At 57.9% G+C, this 25,468-nt stretch carries 21 protein-coding genes and 1 pseudogene; 14 read left to right on the top strand and 8 right to left on the bottom strand.

The genetic code is table 11. The features are described 5' to 3' along the window. Nucleotides 1–23 precede the first annotated feature (23 nt). From ACFOFO_RS13465 to ACFOFO_RS13440, 6 genes and pseudogenes are all read left to right on the top strand, one after another. Nucleotides 24–415: pseudogene (locus tag ACFOFO_RS13465) on the top strand (4-carboxy-4-hydroxy-2-oxoadipate aldolase/oxaloacetate decarboxylase); the annotation flags it as partial. Between the two features lie 47 nt (nt 416–462). Next, nucleotides 463–1,386: an amidohydrolase family protein gene (locus ACFOFO_RS13460; RefSeq protein WP_390323526.1), complete on the top strand. Its 924-nt coding sequence runs from the start codon at nt 463–465 to the stop codon at nt 1,384–1,386. Between the two features lie 112 nt (nt 1,387–1,498). Then, a complete protein-coding gene (gene dctA / locus ACFOFO_RS13455) occupies nt 1,499–2,800 on the top strand; it encodes a C4-dicarboxylate transporter DctA (RefSeq protein ID WP_390331768.1) in 1,302 nt (433 codons plus the stop codon). 386 nt (nt 2,801–3,186) lie between these two features. After that, the gene (locus tag ACFOFO_RS13450; protein ID WP_390323528.1) at nt 3,187–4,215 is read left to right on the top strand and encodes a porin; all 1,029 of its coding nucleotides are present in this window, start codon (nt 3,187–3,189) and stop codon (nt 4,213–4,215) included. Between the two features lie 23 nt (nt 4,216–4,238). After that, nucleotides 4,239–4,805: a chromate transporter gene (locus tag ACFOFO_RS13445; protein ID WP_390323529.1), complete on the top strand. Its 567-nt coding sequence runs from the start codon at nt 4,239–4,241 to the stop codon at nt 4,803–4,805. Further along, nucleotides 4,802–5,326 carry a chromate transporter gene (locus ACFOFO_RS13440; RefSeq protein WP_390323531.1) on the top strand — a complete coding sequence of 175 codons (525 nt, stop codon included), beginning with the start codon at nt 4,802–4,804 and terminating at the stop codon, nt 5,324–5,326. The genes ACFOFO_RS13445 and ACFOFO_RS13440 overlap by 4 nt, the downstream gene beginning before the upstream one ends. A 253-nt stretch (nt 5,327–5,579) precedes the next feature. Here the strand turns inward: ACFOFO_RS13440 and ACFOFO_RS13435 are convergent, their stop codons facing one another. The 4 genes from ACFOFO_RS13435 to ACFOFO_RS13420 form a co-directional block, all read right to left on the bottom strand. Then, nucleotides 5,580–8,624, bottom strand: a complete 3,045-nt coding sequence (locus ACFOFO_RS13435) for a transglycosylase domain-containing protein (protein WP_390331766.1) — start codon at nt 8,622–8,624, stop codon at nt 5,580–5,582. Nucleotides 8,625–8,867: 243 nt separating this feature from the next. Continuing rightward, the gene (locus tag ACFOFO_RS13430) at nt 8,868–9,215 is read right to left on the bottom strand and encodes an energy transducer TonB (RefSeq protein WP_390323536.1); all 348 of its coding nucleotides are present in this window, start codon (nt 9,213–9,215) and stop codon (nt 8,868–8,870) included. A 68-nt stretch (nt 9,216–9,283) separates the two neighbouring features. Beyond that, nucleotides 9,284–11,050 (bottom strand): methyl-accepting chemotaxis protein, encoded by a 1,767-nt coding sequence (locus tag ACFOFO_RS13425; protein WP_390331765.1) that lies wholly within the window; start codon nt 11,048–11,050, stop codon nt 9,284–9,286. A gap of 517 nt (nt 11,051–11,567) precedes the next feature. Beyond that, nucleotides 11,568–12,419: an alpha/beta hydrolase gene (locus tag ACFOFO_RS13420; RefSeq protein WP_390323540.1), complete on the bottom strand. Its 852-nt coding sequence runs from the start codon at nt 12,417–12,419 to the stop codon at nt 11,568–11,570. A 463-nt stretch (nt 12,420–12,882) separates the two neighbouring features. On the opposite strand from ACFOFO_RS13420, the gene ACFOFO_RS13415 reads away from it, so the two are divergent. The 6 genes from ACFOFO_RS13415 (at nt 12,883) to ACFOFO_RS13390 (ending at nt 20,194) form a co-directional block, all read left to right on the top strand. Further along, on the top strand, nt 12,883–13,077 hold the full coding sequence (locus ACFOFO_RS13415; protein ID WP_390323543.1) for a hypothetical protein: 195 nt from the start codon (nt 12,883–12,885) through the stop codon (nt 13,075–13,077). A 497-nt stretch (nt 13,078–13,574) separates the two neighbouring features. After that, a complete protein-coding gene (locus ACFOFO_RS13410) occupies nt 13,575–14,453 on the top strand; it encodes a transglutaminase-like domain-containing protein (RefSeq protein ID WP_390323544.1) in 879 nt (292 codons plus the stop codon). An 84-nt stretch (nt 14,454–14,537) separates the two neighbouring features. After that, on the top strand, nt 14,538–14,687 hold the full coding sequence (locus ACFOFO_RS13405) for a hypothetical protein (RefSeq protein ID WP_390323546.1): 150 nt from the start codon (nt 14,538–14,540) through the stop codon (nt 14,685–14,687). A gap of 182 nt (nt 14,688–14,869) precedes the next feature. Then, the gene (locus ACFOFO_RS13400) at nt 14,870–15,307 is read left to right on the top strand and encodes a universal stress protein (protein ID WP_390323548.1); all 438 of its coding nucleotides are present in this window, start codon (nt 14,870–14,872) and stop codon (nt 15,305–15,307) included. Nucleotides 15,308–15,870: 563 nt separating this feature from the next. Beyond that, nucleotides 15,871–18,561 (top strand): EAL domain-containing protein, encoded by a 2,691-nt coding sequence (locus tag ACFOFO_RS13395; RefSeq protein WP_390331764.1) that lies wholly within the window; start codon nt 15,871–15,873, stop codon nt 18,559–18,561. Nucleotides 18,562–18,739: 178 nt separating this feature from the next. Further along, a complete protein-coding gene (locus ACFOFO_RS13390) occupies nt 18,740–20,194 on the top strand; it encodes a Ppx/GppA phosphatase family protein (protein WP_390323551.1) in 1,455 nt (484 codons plus the stop codon). Nucleotides 20,195–20,282: 88 nt separating this feature from the next. Here the strand turns inward: ACFOFO_RS13390 and ACFOFO_RS13385 are convergent, their stop codons facing one another. Together ACFOFO_RS13385 and ACFOFO_RS13380 are read right to left on the bottom strand one after the other, a co-directional pair. Continuing rightward, a complete protein-coding gene (locus ACFOFO_RS13385) occupies nt 20,283–20,438 on the bottom strand; it encodes a hypothetical protein (protein WP_390323552.1) in 156 nt (51 codons plus the stop codon). Nucleotides 20,439–20,719: 281 nt separating this feature from the next. After that, nucleotides 20,720–22,306, bottom strand: a complete 1,587-nt coding sequence (locus ACFOFO_RS13380) for a CYTH and CHAD domain-containing protein (protein WP_390323554.1) — start codon at nt 22,304–22,306, stop codon at nt 20,720–20,722. Here ACFOFO_RS13380 and ACFOFO_RS13375 point away from each other — a divergent pair. After that, a complete protein-coding gene (locus tag ACFOFO_RS13375; protein WP_390331762.1) occupies nt 22,305–22,934 on the top strand; it encodes a hypothetical protein in 630 nt (209 codons plus the stop codon). The two genes, ACFOFO_RS13380 and ACFOFO_RS13375, sit on opposite strands and share 2 nt — an antisense overlap. 7 nt (nt 22,935–22,941) lie before the next feature. Here the strand turns inward: ACFOFO_RS13375 and ACFOFO_RS13370 are convergent, their stop codons facing one another. Then, nucleotides 22,942–23,169 carry a hypothetical protein gene (locus tag ACFOFO_RS13370; RefSeq protein WP_390323557.1) on the bottom strand — a complete coding sequence of 76 codons (228 nt, stop codon included), beginning with the start codon at nt 23,167–23,169 and terminating at the stop codon, nt 22,942–22,944. A 144-nt stretch (nt 23,170–23,313) separates the two neighbouring features. Here ACFOFO_RS13370 and ACFOFO_RS13365 point away from each other — a divergent pair, with 144 nt between their 5' ends. Then, the gene (locus tag ACFOFO_RS13365; RefSeq protein ID WP_390331761.1) at nt 23,314–24,165 is read left to right on the top strand and encodes an endonuclease/exonuclease/phosphatase family protein; all 852 of its coding nucleotides are present in this window, start codon (nt 23,314–23,316) and stop codon (nt 24,163–24,165) included. Between the two features lie 56 nt (nt 24,166–24,221). Here the strand turns inward: ACFOFO_RS13365 and pstS are convergent, their stop codons facing one another. Then, nucleotides 24,222–25,268, bottom strand: coding sequence for a phosphate ABC transporter substrate-binding protein PstS (gene pstS / locus ACFOFO_RS13360; RefSeq protein ID WP_390323558.1), 1,047 nt, complete (start codon nt 25,266–25,268; stop codon nt 24,222–24,224). Nucleotides 25,269–25,468: the final 200 nt, after the last annotated feature.

Here is a 25,468-nt window from a genome sequence, read left to right as displayed (position 1 = left end):
CGGGCTCAAGAATACTGCCATGAGATCTTCTTGCTACATCCTATCGAGCGCAAGTTGCCTGCGGCCTGATCACCGACGCCGGCGTGCGCGATGTCAAGGATTTGACCGCCATGCAGTTCCCCGTATTCTCGAAGGCCATCAGTGCGAAGGGGACTGCGCGCGCGACTCTGGGCTCGGTGAATGTACCGGTGATCTGTGCGGACGCATTAGTCAACCCGGCGATGTCGTGCTGGCTGACGACGATGGCGTTGTCGTCGTACCGCGTGACGTGGCGGCCCAGGTCGCCGATGCGGCTGAAGCACGTGAGGCCAATGAAGGCGACAAGCGCGCCAGGCTGGCAGCCGGCGTGCTGGGTTTGGACATGTACAACATGCGTGGGCCATTGGAAAAGGCCGGTTTGAAGTACCTCGACTAAAAACGAATTCGCCAACAGTTGATCGATCCTTCCAATTCAGGAGCACCATGAAATTCGAGATGACCCCCGGATGGCTGCCGTTTTATCCCGTGCCATCGAAACCCCGTTTCACGCTGCCGCCTGGCGCCGTGGATGCCCACTGCCACGTGTTTGGTCCAGGCGCCGAATTTCCCTATGCCCCAGAGCGCAAATACACGCCCTGCGATGCATCGAAGGCGCAGTTGTTCGCTCTGCGTGACCACTTGGGCTTCGACAAGAATGTGATCGTCCAGGCCACCTGCCACGGCAGCAATAACCAGGCGATGATCGATGCGCTCAAACATTCCAAGGGCAGGGCGAGAGGGGTCGCAACGATCAAGCGCACGATCAGCGACGCCGAGTTGGAAGAGATGCACGAGGCGGGCGTGCGCGGCACGCGCTTCAACTTCGTCAAGCGCCTGGTCGACTTCACGCCGCGTGAAGAACTGCTGGAAATTGCCAACCGCATTGCCCCGCTGGGCTGGCATGTGGTGATCTATTTCGAGGCGGTTGATCTGCCAGAGTTGTGGGACTTCTTCACCACGCTACCGACCATCGTGGTGGTGGACCATATGGGGCGCCCCGATGTGACCAAGCCGGTGGATGGCCCCGAGTTCGAACTGTTCGTAAAAATGATGCGAGAACATTCCAATATCTGGTCGAAAGTAAGTTGCCCGGAGCGCTTGAGTGTTTCCGGCCCGAGCGCGCTGAACGGCGAGCAAAGTGCCTACCGTGATGTGGTGCCATTCGCGAAACGGCTGGTTGAGACTTTCCCTGACCGGGTGTTATGGGGCACCGACTGGCCGCACCCGAATCTCGCCAACCACATGCCAGATGACGGCTTACTGGTGGATTACTTGCCGCGCATAGCCACGACGGTTGAGTTGCAGCGCAATCTGCTGGTGGACAATCCGACCCGCCTATATTGGGGCAAGGAGGGAAATCATTCATAACTCATGAGAATTGGGCCGATCTTTAACTCTGCCAGCGACCCATTGGTAAAGCCTGCAGCGGCGCAGCACAGATAGTTACTAGCAAGAAATCTAAAATCAAGAGGAGACACTCATGAGCACGGACACATTCCATCTACGCAGTATTTCAGGCAGAGGACGACGAAGCTGGTACAAACAGCTTTGGGTCCAAGTGCTTTTTGCAATGGTAATCGGAATCGCGGTCGGGCACTACTACCCCGCCGCTGGCCAGAGCATGCAGCCGCTTGGAGACGCTTTCATCAAACTGATTCGCATGCTGATCGCACCAATCATCTTCTGTACCGTCGTCCTCGGTATTGCGAAAATGGATGACATGTCGAAAGTGGGGAGAGTCGCAATCAAAACCCTCATCTACTTTGAAGTGATGACGTCGATAGCACTGATCGTGGCGCTTGTAATCGTCAATCTCTGGCAGCCTGGCGTGGGCATGAACGTCCAGGCGTCCTCGCTCGATGCCGGATCAGTCAAAGGTTATGTTGATCAGACCCATGCGCACGGAATTATTCCGTTTCTTATGAATATCATTCCTTCGACAGTAGTGGGCTCGCTCGCCGAAGGAAATATTCTGCAGGTCCTGTTTATTTCGGTGATCTTCGGCAGCGCATTGATCGCCCTGGGAGAGCATGGCAAGCCCTTGGTCAATATTCTTGAAGTGGCCTCCAATGTTTTGTTCGGTGCTGTAGCAATTGTGATGTGGGCCGCACCGCTTGGGGCCTTTGGCGCCATTGCGTTCACTGTCGGTAAGTACGGCGCTGGCGCGCTTGTATCGCTGGGTAACTTACTGCTCTGCTTTTATGTGACATGCCTCATTTTCGTCTTCCTTGTGCTCGCCCCGCTATCGAAAATGTGCGGCTTCAGCCTTTTCAAACTGATGCGCTACATCCGCGAGGAAATCCTGATTTGCTTCGCAACCACATCTTCGGAAGTGGTTCTCCCACGTATGCTGAAAAAGATGGAAAACCTCGGTTGCAAATCCAGCGTCGTGGGACTCGTTATCCCGACCGGCTATTCGTTCAATCTCGACGGTACATGCCTTTATCTCGCAACCGTCTGTGTGTTCCTCGCCCAAGCGACCAACACGCCGTTGGACATGTACCAGCAGATCGGACTCCTCGCCGTGTTGTTGCTGACTTCAAAGGGTGCCGCAGGCGTGGCCGGTGCCGCGTTCGTGGTCTTGGCCGCGACCCTATCGACGGTCGGATCGATTCCCGTCGCAAGCGTCGCACTGGTGTTGGGAGTTCACCGTCTGTTGGCCGAAGGTTTGGTCCCGACCAATCTGATTGGCAACGCCGTTGCGACCATCATCATCTCGAAATGGGAAGGTGCACTCGACAAGGACAGGCTCGACCGAGTGCTCAATGGTCAACCCGAGTAGGTGCAAATTGTACCTAACTGGCCTCTTCTGCTGATGCAGTGATAAAGACCGCCAATGTTTTTCTTTATCTGTACACGCTTAAGATTTATCCCACCTGCATACGCGCAATTCGCACCGGTTTGGCAACCTTCTGCTGACGGGCCTCTGCAGCTTCGCCTGCAATTGTCGGAATTGTGTTGGCGGGGCAGGGCATTGCCACGGTGTTTTTGATGTTTGCCTGTGTCGCCGTCGTAGGTGTATGCACGGCGTACCGAATGATTGAAACAACTGACCGTGCATTGGAGGACATCGCTCCATGAGATAGAACCGATAGGGTGATATGGCGGCACGCCGACCGTCAGACGTCTGGAATTCCAAAGCAAAAATAAATTATCCGAGGAGATGAAATGAAAAAAATACATGTGGTGTCAAAGGCGGTCGCGGTTACTGGTCTCCTTTTAGGCTTTACGGCAAGCGATGCCGTTGCTCAGGCATCCGTACAAGTGTATGGCTTGGTCGGGGCATATGTAGGCAGCGCCAAACGCAGCGGTGACGCTTCATCCGTGCTTCAGGAAGGGGGCGGGGGATTGACCACTTCCTATCTCGGATTTAAAGGGAATGAAGATCTGGGCAGCGGTTACAAAGCCGTTTTTGCACTGGAAAGCTTCTTTCGTCCCGATACCGGCGAGCAAGGCCGCAGTGCAACCGACCCCTTCTTTGCACGGAACGCCTGGGTGGGCATCGAGGGTGGTTTCGGCAGAGTGACTTTGGGACGTCAAACCAATCCGACCTACACCAACATGGCTACGCTAAGCCCGTTCGGCTCTTCTGTCGTTTTTTCACCGCTGGTACTGCAATCGTTTGTCGCAACCTATGGCAGCGCCATTGTCGGCGACACCGTCTGGAACAACGTCATCGAATATACATCGCCAAATCTCGGAGGATTCAAAGGTGCGGCCGTGTATGGCTCAGGCGAAGTTCCCGGCCAACCCGGCATTGCCAACATGGGCCTGCACGGGAGTTACACCCAAGGCCCGTTCACTGCCGCGCTATCTGCTCAACGCGTACGCGTAAATACGCCTTCGTCTGCTGTCTCACAACAAGATGCTTATTTAGGCGGTGTTACTTACGATTTCAAACTTTTAAAAATATACACATCATTGGAAAAGACGAGTTCGAGCTCAGGTATCGCTTCTAAAACGTACGATGCAGGTCTGTCAATTCCGATAACAAAGAACGGTTCACTGTTAGCTGAAGTGGCAAGAACAAAAGTGAATGCGCCGAAGAATATTGAAACGGCGCGCACAACGGCGTCTATTGGCTACGACCATTTTTTATCAAAACGTACCGATGTATATGCCATTTATGTGTTTGATAAAAAATCCAACGCCGGCTCTGCCGGGACAGTAGGAGTGGGAATGCGACACACTTTTTAAAGAATTGATGGCGTGGTTCAAAAATGGCTTATTGGGATAACACCGACAATAGCGATCCTGCCGCCCCCGCCTCCTGCCGCGCATTATTCTGGGCGTTCGCCTGGATAGGCCTGTCTGGTTTCGGCGGCGTACTGCCGTGGGTACGACGGGTACTGGTGGAGCAGAAAAAATGGATGACGCCGGCCGAATTCACCGAGCTGCTTAGTATGGCGCAATTGATTCCTGGCCCCATCGTTTCGAGTTTCACTGTAATGCTTGGGCGGCGCTACTTTGGCCTGAAAGGCGCTTTTTTCGCCGTCACGGGGCTGTATTTTTTTCCGCTGTGCATCATCCTGATTCTGGGTTACTTGTACCAGTCCTATGGCCAGCAATCGCTGGTCCAGCATATCCTGAACGGGGTGAAACCGGTGTCAGCTGGATTGGTGATCGCTACCGCGCTCAAGCTCATCGCCAGCCTGCCGCGCGCGCTGCATACAGCACTCTTCGTGTTAACTACCTTCATCTCCATCACGTTGCTGCACATTCCCCTCGTGCTCACGATGCTGGTACTGGCTCCGATCGCCATCGCAGCAGTATGGAAGCAACAATGAGTATTTCTGAACTGAGCGATATGACCCTGCACATGGCGCTGCTGTCGCTGATGGCGATCGGCGGTGTCACTGCGGTATTGCCCGACATCCACCGCTATGTGGTGGATGCGCAAGGCTGGATGAGTAGCGAGCAGTTCGCCGCCCTGTTCGCGCTGTCTCAGGCGGCACCCGGACCCAATGCGCTGTTTATCACCTTGTTTGGGCTGCAGATGGCCGGCCTGCCCGGTGCGTTCGGCGCGACGTTGGGGATGTTTGGGCCTTCATCCCTCCTGGCCTATCACGCAGTCGGTTGGGCCGACCTGTTTGCCCATACCCGCTGGCTCAATGCTTTCCGCCGCGGCATGGCACCCATCACGGTCGGTCTGGCGCTCAGCAGCGGTGTCCTGCTGGCTCGGGCGGTTGATACTAGCTTATCCAGTGTTGTTTTGACCGGCGCCACCGTGGTGGTGGTTCTAATGCGCAGCCGTTGGAACCCCTTGTGGCTGATCATCGCCGGCGCGCTGTTCGGCTTGGCAGGTTGAATTTCACGCTCTGGTGCAAATTTTCCAGGCAGTTACACTTGCCACTTTTGAAGGGGACAAGACACGAAACGGAATTTTACGCACGCTGAGCGTGACGGCTCGTGTTTAACGCCATTTTCGGCTCACATTGTCTGCAAATGAGCGTGCAATCATCCGAAGTGTCCGTAATCGGGGTGAAGCGCGACCTGCAAGAAAACAGCCAACATGCACCTTTGGTCAGAACCATTGCAATGCCAGTGGTCGTCGTCGGCACTCAATTGATGCAGCCGCCCGGCGGTGCAGCACCGCCTGCGCCGCCGGCATCACCATTAATTAGGGGCATCAGCGTGGGCGCCAGCACTTTCAGCAATTGCACCGGCAGGCCGCTGGTGAAGTCGTAGGCGGCGGCCTGCGCTCCCGGCACGTAGGCGATGATGGTGCCGAAGAAACGTTCATCGATGTTGAACACGAAAGTCGCAGATCGATTCACCACGCGCGATGAAATCAGGCGGCCGCCAGCGCCGTAGGTATCAAAGCGCTGATCGCCGGTGCCGGTCTTGCCGCCGACCGGAATGAAGCTGCCGTCAGGCCGGACAAATGCCTGCTTCACGCGTTTGGCGGTGCCGTCTTCCACCACCCGCCGGATCGCCGCGCGCACCGCTTGCGCCACTTCCGGCGCCAGCACCCGTTCCGCCTGGGCCGGCTTGTATTGCAGCAGGGTTTCATACGGCGTCGCGACCGCGAAGTGCAGCGACCGGATGCGGGTATTCGGTTTGCGCTCGCCATCGTTGACCAGTATCCCCATCAATTCCGCCAGCGCGGCGGGACGGTCGGCCGACGCCCCGAGCGCGGTCGCATACGACGGCACCAGCGAATCGAAGGGGTAACCCGTGTGCGCCCATTGGCGGTGGATTTCCAGAAATCCTTCGCCTTCGAGCAAACCCAGAATCCGCCTGTCCTGCGCATGCTTGCGATGGGTGGAAAACAGCCAGGAATACACCGCCTGGCGCTCAGCGACACTGGCCTGCATCACTTGCGTCTGACTCGCCCCCGGATGGTTGCGCAGATAGCCGACCAGCCACAACTCGAGCGGATGGACGTTTGCCAGATAGCCGCGATCCGCCAGCGACATCTGTTGCGGCGCGTATTGCTCGTAGAGTTTGGCCAGCCTTGGCTCGGCCAGCTTGAGGCCGTCCGGCAGATTGGCCTTCACGAAAGCAGTGAACTGGTCGAGCGTCGCATCCGGTGCAATGGTGCGGAAGATGGCCGCCAGCCGCGACGCGGTCGGGCGCACGTTCTCCAGCAGCAAATCCTCCGCCTGTTGTGCGGTTTTGCCCTGGTATTTGACCAGGAAACGCCGCATGAACACCTGCCCTTCGCGATCGGCGAAGCGCGCCAGATACGCGGCACGGCGCGGATCGTCGGCATCCTGCAGCAGCTTGGCCGAGGACCCGGGGGTCAGGAACATATAGTGGTGCACGATATCGCGCATCAGCCGGATGAACACCAGGTTGACCGAATTGCGCAGTCCATCGCGTACCGACATCACCTTGCCATTGTCCTCGCGCTTGAAATTGTCGAAGTGGTGCAGCCCGCCGCCGGTAAAAAATCCTTCCCCGGTACTGGCGGAATAGCGCCGCTCCAGCGCCGCATCCAGCATCGTGCTCAGGTCCTTATCTTTCGCAGCAAGAAAATAATCGGCCGCCCAGCGCGTCAGGATATCCTGCCGGTCGACTTCCAGCGCGCGCAATTGCGTGCCATCCAGCACCGACAGTCGCTCATACAGTTTGGCCATGATGTCGAGATAGGTCACCAACGTGCGCAGTTTGGCGGTGGAGCCGAGGTCGAGCTTGGTGCCTTCGTTGATATTCAGGGGCTGGTCGAAATTATCGGTTTGCACCCGCAGGGTATTGGCGTCGCTTCCGCGCTCATATAGCGTGAAGCTATACACCACCTTGGCCGGATCACCACGGTCCAGCAACTGCTTGCTGTTGAGTCCGGCCGCCTCGGCGCTGGCCGGTTCGCGCAACTCCCGCAACAGCTTGGTCACTGCTGCCTGCACCGGCGCATCCAGCGTGCTGGCCACGCCGAGATCGAGGCGATCCAGATCGTACAGGCGACTGCCGCCGAGCAAGCCGGCAAGATGCGTGCGCACCGCATTGGCCGCCTTCTGCGTCACAAAAGAAACCGCTGCGACAGGAATCTTGTTGGCACGCCGATTCAGCTTTGCCTTGAGCGCTGCATCGCGCAGCGCAGGCGTAATCACGCCGGCACTGCCCAGCAGGCGCAGATGGCTGTCGGTGAGTTGCTCCAATTCGGCCTCATCGGCATCGAAATAATACGAAGGGCGGCGCTGTGAAATCAGCAGGCTCAGCGACTGCTTGTACAGTTGCGCCTGCTCGCTGACATCGCCATTTTGCGCCGCTGTGTTTTTCAGGATGCGGTTGACTTCATTGAAATCACGCCCATACCAGACCCACAAACCATCGCCCAGGCCATGCACTTCACCAAAGCCGGCCTTGGCTGACAGTGGCATCGTATTCATGTAGCTCAACACGATCTGGCGCCGCACCGCACCGGTATCCTCGCCCTGCTGATAGGCGCGCAAGGCGGCCGACACCATCTGCTGCAATTTTTCCTGGATCGATGACGTGCGTCCTTCGGAAGAATGACGGTACTTCTCTATTTGGGTCGCCAGCGTGCTGCCGCCGGGCGTACTGCCGTTGCCGGTGACGGCACTCTTGGCCTTGATCAGCACCGCATTTGCCAGCCGGTCCCACTCCACTGCCGGGTTGCGCTTCGGATGGCTAGGATCGAGCAGTTCACGGTTCTCGATGAACAGCAGGCTCTGCACCAGGATCGGCGCGATATCGTCAAAGCGTTCGTAAATCCGTTTCGGATAGCGCTCCTGAAACAGACTATCGTTGTGACAATCGAGAATGCTCAGACCGCTCTGGGTCTTTTCAAGATAGGGGGCGAAATAACCGGCGTCGACGATCTCCGTCATGCCCTTTGAGATCCGGGCCTGTTTGACGATCTCGAAATCCCGGGCCGTGAGCTTGCCGAGAAACGCCGGCAGCTGGGCATAACCGAGACGATCGTCATACGGCGCGCTCTGGGGGAAACGGATAGACGGACTCGGCCCCGCGCCGAGCGTATAGCTGGCCTTGCTGGCCAGGCCGGCAAAAAAACGTGCCTGATAGTCCGAAGTGCGCATCTCCTGGGCGACCAGCAGCCCACCGACGACGAGCAATATCAGCATCGAAGATGCCAATACGATCTTGAGCCAGAAAAAAAATGACGATCTCTTTTCCCGCATACTTATTATCCCGAATCTCGTTGTTAGTTATTCTGTGCACACCCGCGCTGCTCTAGTATGGGTGGAGATTTGACAAAGCGATAGGAACAAAACACGCACCAATCTCCCGCTTTTGCGCGAAGTAACATCTTACAGACCGTTGCCGGCTTTGCGTACCGTCACTTAGCACACCCGAAACGAGGGGACCCCGGTAAAAATAAGGGAGCGCGTCGCTCCCTTATTTGTTGGGTGAGACCGGCCGATTTATTCCAGCTTCCAGGTGAAATCGACTTTGGCCCACACCTCTGACGGCTTGCCATCCTTGCTACCCGCCTTGAATTTGCATTGCGACAATGACGACAGCGCGGCCTTGTCCAGGCTCTTGGAGCCGCTGGATTTTTCCACTTTCGATTCCATCACCTTGCCGTCGGCTGCGATCAGGAAACCCAACGAAACCGTGCCGGTTTCTTCATTGATCAGCGCCGCTTTCGGATATTTCTGTTTGTCGCAGGAATTGGCATCAATGACTGGCGCCACATCGGCGGCGAGAGTGGCAGCGCTGCACAAGCTGAGTAACAAAGCGGACAGGGCGGTTCTGAGATGGATATTCATACACAGGCTTTTCTGAAAGGATGACTGAAAATGTGAGGGTTTATCTGGATACCTGTACGGCGGAATATTTAGAACTCTTCCCATTCCTCATTACTGCCATTGACCACTGACAGTTTCTTGGGTGCCGGTTTTTTCAGCGCAGGAGGTGTGGTCGTCACGGCCTTCGATACAGGCTTGAGCCGGATTTTGGCCGGGGCCGCGGCCGACCTCGTGGCCGCCTTGGAGGCCACGGCCGGGCTGGCGTAATTTGTCGCCGGTTGTTGGTCGCCATTGAGCTTGAACACGCTGACCACCTTGGCCAATTCCGCTGCCTGATCCTGCAGGCTTTGCGCAGCAGCGGCGGCTTCTTCCACCAGCGCGGCATTTTGCTGGGTCACGCTATCCATTTCGATGATCGCGTGATTGACTTCCTCGATGCCGGCGCTTTGTTCCTGGCTGGCAGCGCTGATTTCGGCGATGATGTCAGTCACCTGCTTGACGCTGGTGACCACCTGATCGATCGTGATGCCGGCCTGGCCGACCAGGTTGCTGCCAACCTCGACCTTTTCAACCGAGTCGCCAATCAGCGACTTGATTTCTTTCGCCGCTGCGGCGCTGCGCTGCGCCAGATTGCGCACTTCCGACGCTACCACTGCAAAACCGCGGCCCTGTTCGCCGGCGCGGGCGGCCTCGACCGCCGCATTCAGCGCCAGGATATTGGTCTGGAACGCAATGCCATCGATCACGCTGATGATGTCGACGATCTTCTTCGCTGATTCATTGATCGACCCCATGGTGTCGACCACTTGTGCCACCACGACGCCGCCCTGACGTGCGACTTCGGATGCGGATGCCGCCAGCTGGTTCGCTTCGCGTGCATTGTCGGCATTCTGCCTGACCGTGGTGGTCAGTTCCTTCATCGACGAGGTAGTTTTTTCCAGCGAACCGGCTTGCTGCTCGGTGCGTGACGACAGATCGAGATTGCCGGTCGCGATTTCGCTGGACGCGGTGGCGATGGTATCGGTGCCGACCCGCACCTGGCCGACAATATTGACCAGACTGTCGCGCATCGCCTTCATTTCGGCGAGCAGGCTGGACTGATCGCCAGCCTTGGTATTGATTACCGATGACAGATCGCCGGAGGCAATTTGTCCGGCAATCTTGGCCGCATAGTCCGGTTCGCCGCCGAGCTGTTTCAGCAGGCTGCGCGTAATGGCGTAGGCCGCGCTGATGCCGGCCAGCAGCGCCAGCGCGCCGAGCAGCAGCATCGTGTTGCGGGCGGTGGTGAAGGCCGATTCGGCGTCCTTGGCGATCTGGGCATTGAGCTTGTCTTCCAGCGTCACGAATTCATCCAGCGTATCGAGCCATTTCTTTTGCACCGGGCGGATTTTCTTGATCAGCCCGACCGTCGCCAGTTCCGGATTGTTTGCCAGACCCAGGTCCTTGGCCTTGTCCACCAGTGGCTGGGCCGCCACCTCCTGTTCTGTCAGTTTCGCCAGCAGTGCTGTTTTCTCGGCCGGGACAGTTGCCTGGCCGACGAACATTTTGTTCAATTTACCCTCGGCTTGCGCGTATTGATCCGACTGTTGCTTGATCTTCCCCATTTCCGGTTCCATGTCGCCGGCGTCATTGAGCAGGGTGAGGTTGCGCAGCGACTGCAGGCGGTCATACACAATCGCGCGCATGTCGATGATCAGGCGCGATTCGACGTTGCTGATGTTGACGACTTCTTCCAGCCGGTTTTGCACCTGTGCCATGCGGCTGATGCCAAGCGCAGTGACTGCAATCAGCAGCACCAGGACCAAAGCGAATCCAAGACCCAGTCGTTTGCCGACCTTCATTTTTGCTAAGTTCATTGGCTTGTCTTGTAATGAGGTTGGAAATATGGCTTGCGGTGTTGGTCTGCATTTTTGCCGCAAATACGAAGGTCGTCGATGCTTGGATTGCCCTGCATCCTGGTGGATAGTATCGAGCGCAGAATACTCTTTTATATTTCCATGTAGCAAGTAATTTCTATAGGGAAAAGCCCCTGATCACCGTATTTGTGCCATTGAAAATTCGACAGCTTTCATCTTGTCGAGCAAGAAAGGCTTGTCTGGAAATTATCGAGATTAACTATTGCTCGAGTATTCCGATGCTGGCGAAAGATTATTCGGCGAAATTCTGTTTTTGTCAGATATTCAATGCTATCGCCTGCGTGATTTTTGCCACCATCAGCGCGGTATAGGAATGGTCTTTCAATGCACAGGTGTGGAACATGAATCTCGCGCTCATCGGTCCGCACGCAATCGCGAAGCCTCCCGCGAAACGTGTGTATCCGGGATCTGTATTACTGGTTGGCTGCGAAAGCTGCGGCCGGCATTGACTGAGCGGTCAAGCGAGATCGGCAATCAGTTTGCGCGTCGCTTCGAATAGCGCATCACCCGGAGTGGCGAATGCATCGCAGATGGTCATGTGATTGGCATCGGGCAGCGCTATATCGCCCGCAAAATTGGCCTGCCATGCCTGTCCGATCAAACTGTTCTGGCGTTTGAATTCATCCGATTCCTGACCACCGACCGCGGTGATGAAGGGTGCCGGATGCGACGGCGCCATCAACACCGGTGACAGCACATTGGCACTGGCTGGTGTCAATTTCAGATCGAGATTGACGTAGTCGGCCTGACGCACCGGCTCCAGATCGTACAGGCCGGACAGCAGGACGCCGGCGCGTACCAGGTCAGGCGGCAAATCGCCGCCGTACACTGGCCACAATGCTGTCATCAGCATGGCCGACAAATGTCCACCGGCAGAATGGCCGGACACCACGATGCGGTGCGGGTCGAAATCGTATTTGTGGGCATTGCGGTACAGCCAGGCCAGCGCGCGCAATTGCTGCAGCGTGATATCGGCCAGTGTCGCCTGTGGCGCCAGCGTGTAGTTGAGCAGCGCGACATTGACGCCGGCGCGGGTGTAGGCCGGCGCGATGAACGAAAAGTCGGATTTATCGAACGAGCGCCACCAACCGCCGTGGATGTACACCAGCAGCGGCGAACCGCTGCGGGTAGCCGGGAAAAAATCCAGGCGTTCGCCGGACGCTTCGCCATACGCCAGATCGAATAAACCGAGCGTGGTGCGCCGCACGCGCGACGAGTCCTGGGCCCAGCGTGTGAAGATAGCCGGATGATCTGGCACCATCGCACGGGTATTGAATTGCTGGTTGTAATAATCGGTCTGATTTCTCATGGTGTGCGTCGTTTCGATCGGGGCTGACATGGATCCGGTGGCGATTGCAGATGATTTGATTGGAGCGGAATATTGTGTGCTGCGCGTGCGTATTGTGCGGCATCTGATTTGTCGATGTCGTCGGCAAGGGCGGCCGCGGGCAACGGGGCATTGTAAGGGCCCAACAAATCGCCGGTATTTTGCGATAGTTGTTGCGCTAGGCCAAATTCATGTATAGGATGCTTCGCTAAAGTAATCAATACAAGAGCGGATTCTTTTCTCGACGACGCCACTTTCCAGATAGGACTGGGTTTCGGGAATCTTCTCTTGTATTGGTTTCAGGTACGGATTACTAATAGAGGTTACGACGTCTTGGGAAACCGAACGAACAGTAAGAGAGTCAAACTCACTGAGGTGGGTTTTTTTTCGTCGCTCACTTTTATTGCCTAATCGGCATCATTGCAGAAATTCTGGGTGAAAATGTATGCTCAAATCTGACGATGTAATTGAAAATCTGGTTCAACTGGTTTGCGGCGAGACAGCCAGCGCACAGGACCGGCATGTCTACCGGGAATCGCTGCGCAATCTGGTGCGCCTGGCAAAGGCCGAGCAGAAGCAGGAAATCAGAATGGATAGGCACCAGATCAACGCAGTGCGTGAAAGTGACGTGCTGCACTGATCGTGCCTGCGCATGGAAAAGCCCGCTTCGGCGGGTTTTTTTTGCGGTCAACAAAAATCCCGGTCAGCCGTTTTATTGGTGTGCAGTCCCATGGACTGTCAAATTGATGAGGCGTGCAACGTGGAATCTGGTATGAGCAAGTTCACCCATCCAAGCAAACAGGCAGTACGCGATTATTTGCAGCGTCGATGGACTGATCGCAGGGCACCGCCTGACCTTCAGGAAATCCGCCGCTTACTGTGGGAGAGTTCGAAATGCGGACCAGACACGCGTCGGTAAGATCGGCGCATCGGCGCATCGGCATTCGGCGCAGCGTGGCCAACCTCACATCTTCCCGTCGCCGATCCTGCAACGACAAAGTATTGGCGTGACTCAACATTCATTGAAATCTGCACAATGCTAGATCGGGTCTCTAGACCGATACACTAAAACGGTGTAAACACGACTTGTTATGTAGCCACTCCGGCCACGCGCAGCAGATTGCCAGGGAACAAGTCATGGTCAGACTCAAATTCTCGATTGAACTGTTGTATGACATCGCCGACCCCACGTGCGATTTGATCTTCAACATCCACGCGGCGCGCACGCGCTACCAGACAGTTGTTGCCGAGCAGCTAGCGCTAAACCAACCGGTTCAACCCTTGCTGTATGACGATGCACACGACGGCACCCGTCACATGCGGTTGCAGGCGCATCAGGGGCAGTTGAAGTTGCGTTACGACGCCACGGTCGATATCAAACATCATGTCGAGTCGCCGCAGCGGCTCGCTGAAATGCCGATTTCGGCGTTGCCGCAGCAGGCATTACCTTATATTTACCCGAGTCGTTATTGCCAGTCGGACCGTTTGCGCAAACTGGCAGCGCGGGAATTCGGCCTGATGATGCCGGGTTATGAGCGCGTACGCGCGGTCCAGCAATGGGTGCACCAGCGCGTCGATTTTGTGTCCGGCAGCTCGAACGACAGCACCTCCGCGCTCGATACCCTCATCGCGGGGACCGGCGTGTGCCGGGACTTCGCGCATCTGATGATTGGCTTGTGTCGTGCGCTGAACCTTCCCGCACGTTTTGTATCCGGTATCGATTACGGCGCCGATCCGGCGATGGGGCCGACCGATTTTCACGCCTATGTCGAGGTCATGTTGAGTGGTCGCTGGTATCTGTTCGATCCCAGCGAAGTGTCGCCGCCGATGGGGCTGGTCCGGATCGGCACCGGGCGCGACGCGGCGGATGCCGCATTCGCCACCGTGTTCGGCGCCGTCAGGACTTACGCGCCCCTGATTGTGATCGAGGCGATCGAGGATCCGCAGCAGGGCTGGACCTTGCCGCACCTTTGCGCCGATGGGTTATCGAGCGCGCACCACATCACGCCTGGTTGATTCGTGGACGCCGCGCATCCCATTCCGATGACGTCATCGGTGAGGCTCAGACCCGTACCGGAATTCATGCAAGGAGAATCAGCAATGCAGACCGTCGTTACCCGAACATCCGGCCATCCTCATCGGGAGCCGGGCACACCGCCGATCGACGAACCGGTGCCGCCGCCGCAGCCGCATCCGCATCCATCGCCGGCAGAGGAGCCGGTACCCGACCATAATCCCAGCATTGTTTGACACAGTGCAACACGGCGTTGGCGGCAGACTGGACTATGATGATCTGGGTGGTTTTGCCGTCGTCTGATGGCGCAGCGGGGTTGCGCCTGGGCAAACCAAACACGTGACGCGTCAGTGGCCGGTGGCACCTTGCACTGGGCGCCGAGCGCGCCGGCTGATTCGGAACGGATTGGGAGGACTCCATGTACCAGAAAATATTGGTCGCATATAACGGCACCCCGGAAAGCAGGTCCGCGTTGCAGGAATGCATCCGCCTGGCGCCCGGACCAGGGGCGGAAATTCATCTGCTTGCCGTGATCCAGATTTCCGCGTTTCTACTGGTCGGCGAATTCGTGGCGGAGGCCGCACTTGCCGATGAGAAGGTCAGAATGGAACAGGAATTGAACTCTGGTCACGCCATGATGACGTCGGCTGGCCTGTCCGTCAGCAAGCACCTGGAAATCGGCGAACCAGTCGCCGTCATTGCCGAAATGGTCGATAAGCTGGGCATCGAGCTGGTCATCGTCGGCCATTCGCGACAGAAGCCGCTGGCGATGCGCTGGTGGCGCGGTTCGGTCGATGCGGTGCTGGTCGAGCGCGTGTCATGCAATATTCTGGTGGCGGCATACCTGCCGCACTAGGAGCCTGTCGGACTTACGGAATCGAAGCGAAAAATTAGCTTAACGAGGACAGATTTTGCCGGATTTGCAGCGTCAATAGCGAGCTATTGACCAAAAAGCCGGTGAAATATGGACCGTTCAGGTAATTTTGCAGCCGATTCTCCGTAAGTCCGACAGGCTCCTAGAGCCGGCTGAGAATGGTATTGGGCAAGAATGAGGTGCTGCAACCGAGAGACTGGCGTGGCGGATGTACAGCTCATTGATGCCAGATGACGTCTGCAACACTGATCCATCTTCCCAGCGCGATTTTTTCTCCTGCAAAAAAATGCTTTACGGCAACTTTCCGATAAAAAAGGAGTAGTATGCCTGTCGTCGTCGTCACACTTCGAGCGACTGCAATCCTTGATCGGGAGACTGAGCAGTGACCTTGATACCTTCATATACTCCAATCATCAATATCGGATCTCGCAATGAAATAGATGGGAATGTAGTGATACTGGCAAGACAATAGGAATTGAATAATTATTTTGGCCGACGGTCAACGGTTACATCCGGCAGTCGTCCCGCCGCTCCACAGAGGTGTTATGAACCCCAGCCTTGAAATCAGCGATAGCGGCGACGGCAGCAGCGGCGACATGGCGGTGTTCGACGACCGTTATGAGGCACTCGTGCAACAGCTGCCGGACGCCCTGTACGTGCTGCAGGATGGGTGTTTCGTGTTCATCAACCCGGCCGGCGTGAAACTTTTTCGCGCCCGGCATAGCGACCAATTGCTGGGTTCACGGCAATCCGATTTCCTGCATCCCGATTTTCAGCCTGCAGTGCAGTCTGGAGTGCTGCAGATGTTCAAGAGCAGCCAGACAGTACCGCTGATGGAGCAGCGCTACGTCTGTTGCGATGGCAGCCTGATTGATGTTGAGGTTTGTTCCACGCCGTTCCTGTACGAAGGCATGGCCGCAATTCAGGTGATCGCGCGCGATGTGACGGTGCAAAAAACTGTCGGCGCGGCGTTGCGCGAGAGCGAAGACCGTCATCGCCAGCTGGCGCACAAGGCGAACCAGGCCAAGGAATCGCTGCAATACGAGAAAAAAATCCTCGAAATGATTGCGCTCGACCGGCCGCTGCCCGCCATCCTGAACGAGGTTTGCTGGTGGGTCGAAAAAGTGCTGTCGGGTCATCCGCGTTGCTCCATCATATTGCTCGATCCCGATGGCGTCCATGTTCGGGTCGGCGCCGCGCCGTCCTTGCCCGTCGCGTACCACCATGCGATTCACGGGTTGCCGATCGGTCCGGCGGCCGGTTCCTGCGGCACCGCAATCTATCGCAACGAACAGATCATCGTGGCCGATATCGCGCGCGATTCGCGCTGGGGCGCCTATCGCGCGGCGGCGCTGCCGCACGGCTTGCGTGCGTGCTGGTCGACCCCGATTACGGTCGCGTCTGGCGCCGTGCTGGGCGCGTTCGGCGTGTATTACGGCGAACCGGCCACACCGAGCGCCGAGGATCAGGCCTTCATCTGGGCCATCACCCACCTGGTCGGGGTGGCGATCCACAAGCATCGAGTCGAACGCAGCCTTGAAGAGAGCGAAGAGCGCTACCGCGCGATGGTGGTCGCCATGGCCGAGGGCATCATGGTGCAGGCGCGTGATGGCACCATTCTTACCTGTAACCCGAGCGCGGAAAGGATCCTGCGCACCGGCCCGAACCAGCTTGCAGGGCAGATCCGCGGCAATTATTGCAAGCGGGTGCTGAACGAAGATGGCATGGAAATTCCGAGCAGCCAGCTGCCATCCGAAATAGTGTTGCGCACCGGCCAGCCTCTGGTCGATCTGGTGATCGGCATGGAAGTGGCCGATGGCGACATAGTCTGGATGTCGGAAAATATCTTGCCGATCCGCCGCCCCGGCGAGTCCGAGGTGAGCTCGGTGCTGATCTCTTTTACCGACATCAGCGCGGTGAAGGAGGCGCAGCAACGCCTGCTGTTTTCCGCCAATCATGATGCGCTGACCGGTCTGCCGAACCGGTCGTGCCTGGCTGAACGGCTGGCCAGTTCGCTGCCCAAGATCCGGCGCAACGACTTGCGCGCCGCCATCCTTTTTCTGGATCTCGACCGTTTCAAGAACGTCAACGACACCATCGGCCACGAGGCCGGTGACCGTCTGCTGCAGACCGTGGCGGTACGGCTGGCGTCCTGCATTCGCGAGGCGGACATGCTGGCGCGGCTGGGTGGCGACGAGTTCGTCATTCTGGTCGAAAATTTCGATGACGCGTCCTATCTGTCGACGCTGGCCGAGCGGATCGTGCAGGTCATTTCAGAGCCTTTCCATCTGGAGGGCAACGATTATTATCTGGGCGTGTCGATCGGCGTCAGCATTTTTCCAGACGATGGCGACGACGGGCCAACGCTGTTGCGCAGCGCCGATTCTGCGATGTATTTCGCCAAGGAGCGTGGCCGCAACCAGCACCAGTTTTACACCTCGGAACTGAGTGCACGGGCGCAACGACGCTACGCGATCGAAAAGAACCTGCGGCGAGCGTTGCTGCAAAACGAATTCTTCTTGTTGTACCAGCCCAAGATCGCTCTGCGCAGCGGGCGCATCGTCGGCGTCGAAGCGCTGGTGCGCTGGCAAAGCGCCGACCATGGCGTGATCGAGCCGAACGATTTCATCCCGATCGCCGAGGATACCGGCCTGATCGTGCCGATTGGCCAATGGGTGCTGGAACAGGCCTGCCGTCAGGCCGCGCAATGGCAGCAATTGATGCCCGATTTGCGGATGGCCGTCAATTTTTCGCCGCGGCAATTCCAGGACGACACTCTGGTCAAGCAGATCGGCGCCACGTTGCAAAGCACCGCTTTGGCGCCGGACGCGCTGGTGGTGGAAATTACCGAAAGCCTGCTGATGGGTGACAGCACCAAGCTGACGCCGGTATTTGAGGCGCTGTTGGCGCTCGGGGTCGGGATATCGATTGACGATTTCGGCACCGGTTATTCGTCGCTTTCCTATTTGCAGCGCTTCCCGATCGACAATATCAAGATCGACCGTTCATTTATCGACGGTATCCCGGGCAATCGCGACTCAGTTGCATTAACGCAGGCCATCATTGCGATGGCACACGCGCTCGAGATGAGCGTCACCGCCGAAGGGGTCGAGTTGGAAAGCCAGATGCGTTTCCTGAAGGACGCCGGTTGTGACGAGATGCAGGGTTTTTATTTCAGTAGGCCGATCAGCGCAGAAGCCTTCGAATCGCTGCTGCGCCAGACCAAGGCGCGTTGATTTTTGCGCAAAGACATCCGCTTGTCACATTGCGCGACTATGATTGCCTTATCTATCGCACTGACGGCAGATCCTCGCGCGATTGCGGCCTGACATCGTTTGCTGCACGCAGCATGTCTCACGATGCATCCCCGTGACGCCGGCGGTCCGCAACGCGCAGTGACAATGAAAGGATGGCATGTTCGCAGCAGTAGATCTGGGCTCCAATAGCTTTCGCATGCATATTGGGAAGCACGATGACGAGGCGATCCGGGTGGTCAAAAGCGCGCGCGATCCGATACGGCTGGCCGCCGGACTCGACAACAAGGGCGCGTTGACGACCACCGCGATGCAGGCTGCGCTCGCGTCGCTGGTGCGTTTCAACGCCATTCTGAGCGCCTATCCGCTCGATGCGGTCAGAGTGGTCGCGACCAATACGATGCGCATCGCCAACAATGCGTCGGAATTTTTGCCGGCGGCAGAAAAGGCAATCGGCTATCCGATTGAAATCATCTCGGGCGAAGAAGAGGGGCGCCTGATCTACATGGGCGTTGCCAATTCGCTGGCGCTGCCAGGCGAACGGCGACTGGTGATGGACATCGGCGGCGGCTCGACCGAGCTGATCCTCGGCCGCGGTCAGGAAATCGAACGGGTCGAGTCGTTTTCGATCGGCACCGTCAAGCAGAGCTTGTCGTTCTTTCCCGGCGGCCGGATCGACGGCGCCGCATTCGATGCGGCGATCCTGTCGGCGCGCAGCCATTTCGAGGACGCGGCACCGCCGTATCATCCGCAGCACTGGAAAAACGCCTACGGTTCGTCCGGCACGATCCGTGCCATCTCCGATGCGATCGCCAAAAACGGGCTCGGCAAAGACCTATCCTACAAGAGCCTCGTTGCGCTGAAGCAGCACTTTGTGGAAGCGGGCCACGTCAACCGCATCGATCTGGCCGGGCTGCGTCCCGAACGAGCGTCGACCGTGGTCGGCGGACTGGCCATCCTGATCGCCCTGATCAAGGAACTCGGCATCGAAGTAATGACGCCGGTTGAGGCGGGTTTACGCATGGGCGTGTTGTGGGATCTGCACTTGCGGGCCACGAAGCGCGACCGGCGCGAGCAATCGGTGCGCGCCTTCCTGCAGCGGTTTCATGCCGACGAGACACGTGCCAACCGGGTCGCAGAAGACGCGACTGCGTTGTATGGTCAACTCAAACCGGCTGCCGATGCGCATGGTCGGCCGTTGTACTGGAGTGCGCTGTTGCACGAGGTCGGCACGGTCGTGTCGCCGACCGACTTTCACAAGCATGGCGCCTATCTGATCGAGAACGCCGATCTGCCCGGATTCACCACGCGGGAGCAGCGCGTAATGAGCAAACTGATCCTGAGCCAGAAAGGGAATCTGCGCAAGGTCGCCGAGTTGCTGTCAGAGCCCGATTTTGCGAAAGCAGTGCTGGCGCTGCGGCTGGCGACGATGTTCATGCATTCGCGGATCGAGGTCGATCTGTCCGAGTTGCGCATCCGGATGAAGAACAAGATCGAACTGGACATCCGCAAAGACTGGGTGGCCGAGCACCCGACACTGTCCTACTGGATCGAAAAAGAGCGCGAGTGGTGGGATGAAGTTGGCGTCAATTTCAGCATCAGGACGCAAAACTGACGGCATTGTGACCGCACCATCAACACGGCGACCTGCGTTAGAAAATGCTGCTGTGTTTGACTAAAAATGACGAACGGCAAGCTCAGCGTTACATCGGCGACCACTGCAACGGCTTGCCCTTGGCGTCGGCGACCTTGGTCATCTCCTTGAAAATCCTGGCCTGCACCTTATCCGGCAAGCGCACGAAGTCCATGCCCGTCCCCGGATGATCGCCTTGCATGAAGCCCCAGCAAAATAATTTCATCGCGGCGATCGTCCTTTCCGGGTGTTGTGTGGCCTGGGGAATGATGACGAAGAGCTGATCTCGCCGGCAAAAATATCGGCCAGAATTTCTCCGCTCAGCATTAGCCGGCCTTGATGCCCGGGACGTTAATTACCGGCACCACTCCCGAAATTGCACTCGGGAAATTGATCAGTTTTTCCTTTTTCAGTTCTTCCGCCGACATCGCCACGTCGCTGGCCCCGAAGTCGACCGTAACTTAACGGCATTGGAAGTTGGCCCAAGTTCGCCCTGTCAGTCAGGGCTCAGGCGACCCTTCTTCCGCATCGGCGTGAACGCCACAAGCTCAGATCCATGGTCTTGTCCCATTTGCAATTCATCTGCGCGAACTGCTGCCAGAGCTTGCCGAGTTTGCGAACGTCCCGTTCGGTGCTAACCGAGAGATAACCTCGAACGAAACCAGCGCTGTATGCCACGTCGGGGTGGCTGTGCGCAAGATGCCGCAACAATCCCTGTGCAACCGCGGCGTCATTGAGCCAGCCCAGCGCGTCCTGCAGGGTGGTCAGCGCCTCGACAAAGGGGCGTGCCCACTTGGCCGGATACAGCGACTGGAAGAACTCAGTGGCGTACCGAACTTTCTTGGCCGCAATGCGCACCCGATGGCGCACCTGCGGTGTTCCGTCCCGGAGCCGTTTGCCACGCTTCTTCAATTTGCCGTGGCACAGCGTGAGCGTCTGCGCGGCGAACTCTGCGAGCGGTGCCGCCAGCGCGCGCTCAGGGTCTGCCAGCAGATCGCGCCAGCGCGTCCCTTGGGTCCAGCCACCAAGGGAGAGCAGGAGATGGGCATACCGCACCGAGCCCACGGCCGCGGCCGCCTGTTGCCGGTTCTCCTGGGCCACCGCGAGCGCTGCCTGCTGCAGCTGTGACAAATCCGGTTCGTCGGGACAGGCGCTGGCCACTACCGTCAGTGTGCTGCCGGCAAATACTTCCCAGTCGCGTGCTGCGCCCAACTCGGTTGCCAGCCAATTGAGCTCTGCCTGCAATGCGGCAGGGCAAGGCGCGACTTGGGCGAACAGCCCGAGTGCCGAGCGCAGCCGACGCAAGCCTACTCGCATCTGGTGCACACTTTCCGGGTCGCTTCCTTGCGCGACTCCGGTCTCGTTGCCCTGGACTTGCGTCAGGCAGTTGCCGACGATGATCTGAAATCCTTGCTCTACCGTTAATTTCGAGGAAAGTTCGAGGCGCGCGGCCTTGACCACCGCCGGCGGCTGCGGCGCGTACAGTGCATAGCCGCGCTCCGCCTTGCTGATGTTGCCGACGCGCAGCGGCACCGCATTTTGTAGTTGCAAGGCGAGGTCGAATAGCTCACCGGGATCTCCGGACTTGAGTTCCAGTTCGACCTCACTGATCGGCACCCGGGTCGCGCCGTGCTGCACTTCCCCTTGGTCGAGCGCCAGTTCGACCTCGGCCCCGCGCGCCAACCGCAATAGCCAAACCGTGCGCCGGAACTTGGTGGTGAAGATCGGGACCAGCCGGTCGGTTAGCGCCGGGGTCGCCAATATCTTGGCCCAGCCTGTGCCGTGGCCGACCAAATCGCTCAACACAGCCAAGTCGGGGTGCGCTCCGTTCACGTGGGATTCCCACTCCTGGCGCTGGTGTAACCCCGCCGCAACCTGCCCGCCGCCTTTCAGGGTCTGAATCCAGTCGCGGTTCACCTGGCGCACCCGCAATGCAGCATCGTGCCGCCTGAAATGGAGGTCCGGCGTGTCGAAGTAAATGCTGGAGAGCTGTTGCACGCGCGGCTTGGCGATCGCATGCTGCTTCAGTAGCGGGTGCCGGCGAAAGGCCGCAACGTCGGCTGGGTCGAGCAACAGCTTCAATTCGATTTCCATGATCACCCACACCGGAAATTTTGTTCGCGGAACCAAGCCGGCCAGGGCAGCTGTTTGTACCAAAGGACTGAAAAATGGTATATGGTATAAACAGTATATTCTGTTTATTGCGGCGTGCCGTTTATCGCATCACGTCGATTTTGATTTTTTGTCAGATAGGGAGTTTGTCATGCCTGCAGCGACACCTAAAACCACCCGCGCCGCGCCCGTAACGCATTCGAAGAAGTCAGTAGCAGCCAAGGCGCCGGTGGCAGCCAAGCCGCAAAAGCCCGCCAAGGCCACGGCGATAGCGCCAAGCCCGACGCTGAAGCGAGACGCCATTGATGCCGCATCGGCCAAGTCCATTGCACCAGGCGTGGAAATACCCGCGAAGAAAGCCAAGGTCATTCGCGACAGCTTCACCATGCCCGAGGTGGACTACCGCAAGCTCGCCGAACTCAAGAGCAGATGCCTGGCCGCCGGAGTGAGCGTGAAGAAGAGCGAGCTGCTGCGGATCGGCCTGCATTTGCTGGCAGCGCTGCCGATAGCACGATTGACGGCGGCGGCAACTGCGCTGGAGAGCGTAAAAACCGGCCGCCATGCAGTGGAGAAAGCGGCAAAAAACGATAAGCTCGCCAAGGGGCACTGAGTCAGCATCAGGCCAGCGCGGCGAGCAGCTTGCTCTGGGCAAAATAAGCGCGGCCGCGGTGGCGCCGACGCCGGTAGCTGCCGTCGGAGTCCATTTCCCGCGCGTCCTTGTTGTCCTTCAAATAGGATTGCAGACCCTCCAGAATGACGCGCCTCTTCAGACTCCGGTCCAGCACGGGGAAGCATACCTCGATGCGACGGAAGAAGTTGCGGTCCATCCAATCGGTGGGCGACATTACGCAGCGTACCTGATGACCTGGCGCTGGAAGTTCCAGCTCTTGCCGTCTATAAAGAAAAGAGCGCCCGACCTAAGCGGTGCCGCCTAGGCCTGCAGTGAACACTATTCGCGCGACGTCACGGCTCAACCTTTGCTGCACATCATGAAACTTATCACCTGGAACATCCAATGGGGGTGCGGCGCTGATGGCCGCGTGGACCTCGATCGAATCGTTGCCCATGCTCGCCAACTCGGGGATTTCGATGTGCTGTGCCTGCAGGAAGTGTCTGCCGCTTATCCCGAGTTGGCCGGCTGCGACGGCAGCGATCAATTCCAGGGCCTTACCGCTCGCCTGCCCGGGTATACCGCTGTCGCCGGCGTGGCCACGGACACTCCCCACTCCTCGGGTGGACGACGCAGCTTCGGCAACATGATCTTTTCGCGCTTGCCGGTCCTGCAGGTGTTCCGTCACCTACTGCCGTGGCCAGCCGAGCCCGGGGTCTTGAGCATGCAGCGGCTCGCGCTCGAAGCGACGCTCGAAACGCCGCTGGGACTGGTGCGGGTGACCACGACCCATCTCGAATATTATTCCGCGCTGCAGCGGGCGGCCCAAGTGGAGCGGTTACGCGAGTTACATCGGGAAGCCGTTGCCCAAGCGCACACTGCACGTCCCGGCGACGCGTCCGATGGTGCTTTTTGCAGCCTGCAGCGCGCTGCGGCAGCGATCCTGACCGGCGACTGCAACTTCTGCCCAGAAGCGTTGGAACGAACGCGCTTGTGCGCTCCGATAGACGAAGCGACGCCACCATATTGTGACGCATGGGAAATCGTCCATCCCGGTCAGCCGCATGTGCCAACGGTCGGCCTGTATGACAAGGTGCAATGGCCCGGGCCACCGTTCACCTTCGACTTCGTGTTCGTCAGCGAGGATTTGGCACCCCGCGTGCGGGATTTACAGGTAGATTGCGCCAGCGATGCATCCGACCACCAACCCGTGTTGCTTGAACTGGGCTGAATCGGCGGTCAAATCCACCCGCGTTTTACTAAAAATGACGAACGGCAAACTCAGCGTTACATCGGCGACCACTGCAGCGGCTTGCCTTTGGCGTCGGTGACCTCGGTCATCTCCTTGAAAATCCTGGCCTGCACCTTATCCGGCAAGCGCACGAAGTCCATGCCCGCCACCAGATGGTCGCCCTGCATGAAGCCCCAGCAAAAAAATTTCATCGCGGCGATGGTGCTTTCCGGATGTTGTGCGGTCCGTGGGATGATGATGAAGGTACCCATCGTGATCGGCCAGCTATTCGCGCCCGCCTTGTCGGTCAGCATTTCTTCGAAGGCGGCTTTTTTCAGCCAGTCGCTATTGTTCAGTGCTGCGGAAAATGATGCGGCAGTCGGCGCCACAAATTTGCCGTCACGGTTCTTCACCTGCACATAGTTCAGACGTTCCTGCACGGCATAGTTATAGTCGACGTAGCCGATCGCGCCGCTGGTTTGCTTGACCGCCGTCACGATGCCGGAACTGCCCTTGGCCGGCAGCGCGTGTTCGTGCCATTGGATGGTGAAGTTTTTGCCGAATTTTTCTTTCCAGCTCGGGCTGATCTTGCTCAGATAGTCGGTGAAGTTATACGTGGTACCCGATCCGTCCTGCCGCACCACGGTCACGATGGCAGTCTTGGGCAGCGCCAAGCCGCGGTTAAGCGCGGCAATCGCCGGGTCATTCCAGTAGCTGATCTTGCCGGCAAAAATATCGGCCAGAATTTCTCCGCTCAGCATTAGCTCGCCGGCCTTGATGCCGGGGACGTTAATTACCGGCACCACACCCGAAATTGCACTCGGAAAATTGATCAGTTTTTCTTTTTTCAGTTCTTCCGCCGACATCGCGACATCGCTGGCGCCGAAATCGACCGCTTGCGCCTTGATCTGCTTGATGCCGCCGGACGAGCCGATCGGCTGGTAGTTGAGCCTGACGCCGCTGCTCTGGCTGTAGACCTCAGCCCATTTAGTATAGATTGGCTTGGCGGCAGAAGAGCCGGCGCCGGTAATTTCAGCGGCGCCAACGCCGACCGACATCGCCAGAATGAACAGGGTAGAAAGGATGATTCGGGTGTTGAGCATAGGAGGCTTTCGCGGTTGACGGGCACGATGGCAGCGCCGGTTTCATCGATGCATTCGCTGCCAAACTGCGTGGCGATGCGTTGCAATAAAATTTGCCGCGATTTTCTCTTTAAATTGTGACGAGATTATGAATTGGGCGGAAATGTGGCGAGAATTGAAGCAGAAGGGGGCGGTAAACCCAAGAAATCCTTGAAATTTGC

This window comes from Pseudundibacterium arcticum (assembly GCF_042646465.1).
Classification (GTDB): Bacteria; Pseudomonadota; Gammaproteobacteria; order Burkholderiales; family Burkholderiaceae_D; genus Undibacterium_A; species Undibacterium_A arcticum.
The sequence above is the reverse complement of the archived record's forward strand: the minus strand, read 5'-3'. Positions and strand labels throughout refer to the sequence as shown.

Excerpts from the sequence above, each read along its gene's own strand:
- ACFOFO_RS13460 (WP_390323526.1), top strand. The coding sequence starts at position 463 with ATGAAATTCGAGATGACCCCCGGATGGCTGCCGTTTTATCCCGTGCCA.
- dctA (WP_390331768.1), top strand. The coding sequence starts at position 1,499 with ATGAGCACGGACACATTCCATCTACGCAGTATTTCAGGCAGAGGACGA.
- ACFOFO_RS13450 (WP_390323528.1), top strand. The coding sequence starts at position 3,187 with ATGAAAAAAATACATGTGGTGTCAAAGGCGGTCGCGGTTACTGGTCTC.
- ACFOFO_RS13445 (WP_390323529.1), top strand. The coding sequence starts at position 4,239 with ATGGCTTATTGGGATAACACCGACAATAGCGATCCTGCCGCCCCCGCC.
- ACFOFO_RS13440 (WP_390323531.1), top strand. The coding sequence starts at position 4,802 with ATGAGTATTTCTGAACTGAGCGATATGACCCTGCACATGGCGCTGCTG.
- ACFOFO_RS13435 (WP_390331766.1), bottom strand. The coding sequence starts at position 8,624 with ATGCGGGAAAAGAGATCGTCATTTTTTTTCTGGCTCAAGATCGTATTG.
- ACFOFO_RS13430 (WP_390323536.1), bottom strand. The coding sequence starts at position 9,215 with ATGAATATCCATCTCAGAACCGCCCTGTCCGCTTTGTTACTCAGCTTG.
- ACFOFO_RS13425 (WP_390331765.1), bottom strand. The coding sequence starts at position 11,050 with ATGAACTTAGCAAAAATGAAGGTCGGCAAACGACTGGGTCTTGGATTC.
- ACFOFO_RS13420 (WP_390323540.1), bottom strand. The coding sequence starts at position 12,419 with ATGAGAAATCAGACCGATTATTACAACCAGCAATTCAATACCCGTGCG.
- ACFOFO_RS13415 (WP_390323543.1), top strand. The coding sequence starts at position 12,883 with ATGCTCAAATCTGACGATGTAATTGAAAATCTGGTTCAACTGGTTTGC.
- ACFOFO_RS13410 (WP_390323544.1), top strand. The coding sequence starts at position 13,575 with ATGGTCAGACTCAAATTCTCGATTGAACTGTTGTATGACATCGCCGAC.
- ACFOFO_RS13405 (WP_390323546.1), top strand. The coding sequence starts at position 14,538 with ATGCAGACCGTCGTTACCCGAACATCCGGCCATCCTCATCGGGAGCCG.
- ACFOFO_RS13400 (WP_390323548.1), top strand. The coding sequence starts at position 14,870 with ATGTACCAGAAAATATTGGTCGCATATAACGGCACCCCGGAAAGCAGG.
- ACFOFO_RS13395 (WP_390331764.1), top strand. The coding sequence starts at position 15,871 with ATGAACCCCAGCCTTGAAATCAGCGATAGCGGCGACGGCAGCAGCGGC.
- ACFOFO_RS13390 (WP_390323551.1), top strand. The coding sequence starts at position 18,740 with ATGTTCGCAGCAGTAGATCTGGGCTCCAATAGCTTTCGCATGCATATT.
- ACFOFO_RS13385 (WP_390323552.1), bottom strand. The coding sequence starts at position 20,438 with ATGAAATTATTTTGCTGGGGCTTCATGCAAGGCGATCATCCGGGGACG.
- ACFOFO_RS13375 (WP_390331762.1), top strand. The coding sequence starts at position 22,305 with ATGATCACCCACACCGGAAATTTTGTTCGCGGAACCAAGCCGGCCAGG.
- ACFOFO_RS13380 (WP_390323554.1), bottom strand. The coding sequence starts at position 22,306 with ATGGAAATCGAATTGAAGCTGTTGCTCGACCCAGCCGACGTTGCGGCC.
- ACFOFO_RS13370 (WP_390323557.1), bottom strand. The coding sequence starts at position 23,169 with ATGTCGCCCACCGATTGGATGGACCGCAACTTCTTCCGTCGCATCGAG.
- ACFOFO_RS13365 (WP_390331761.1), top strand. The coding sequence starts at position 23,314 with ATGAAACTTATCACCTGGAACATCCAATGGGGGTGCGGCGCTGATGGC.
- pstS (WP_390323558.1), bottom strand. The coding sequence starts at position 25,268 with ATGCTCAACACCCGAATCATCCTTTCTACCCTGTTCATTCTGGCGATG.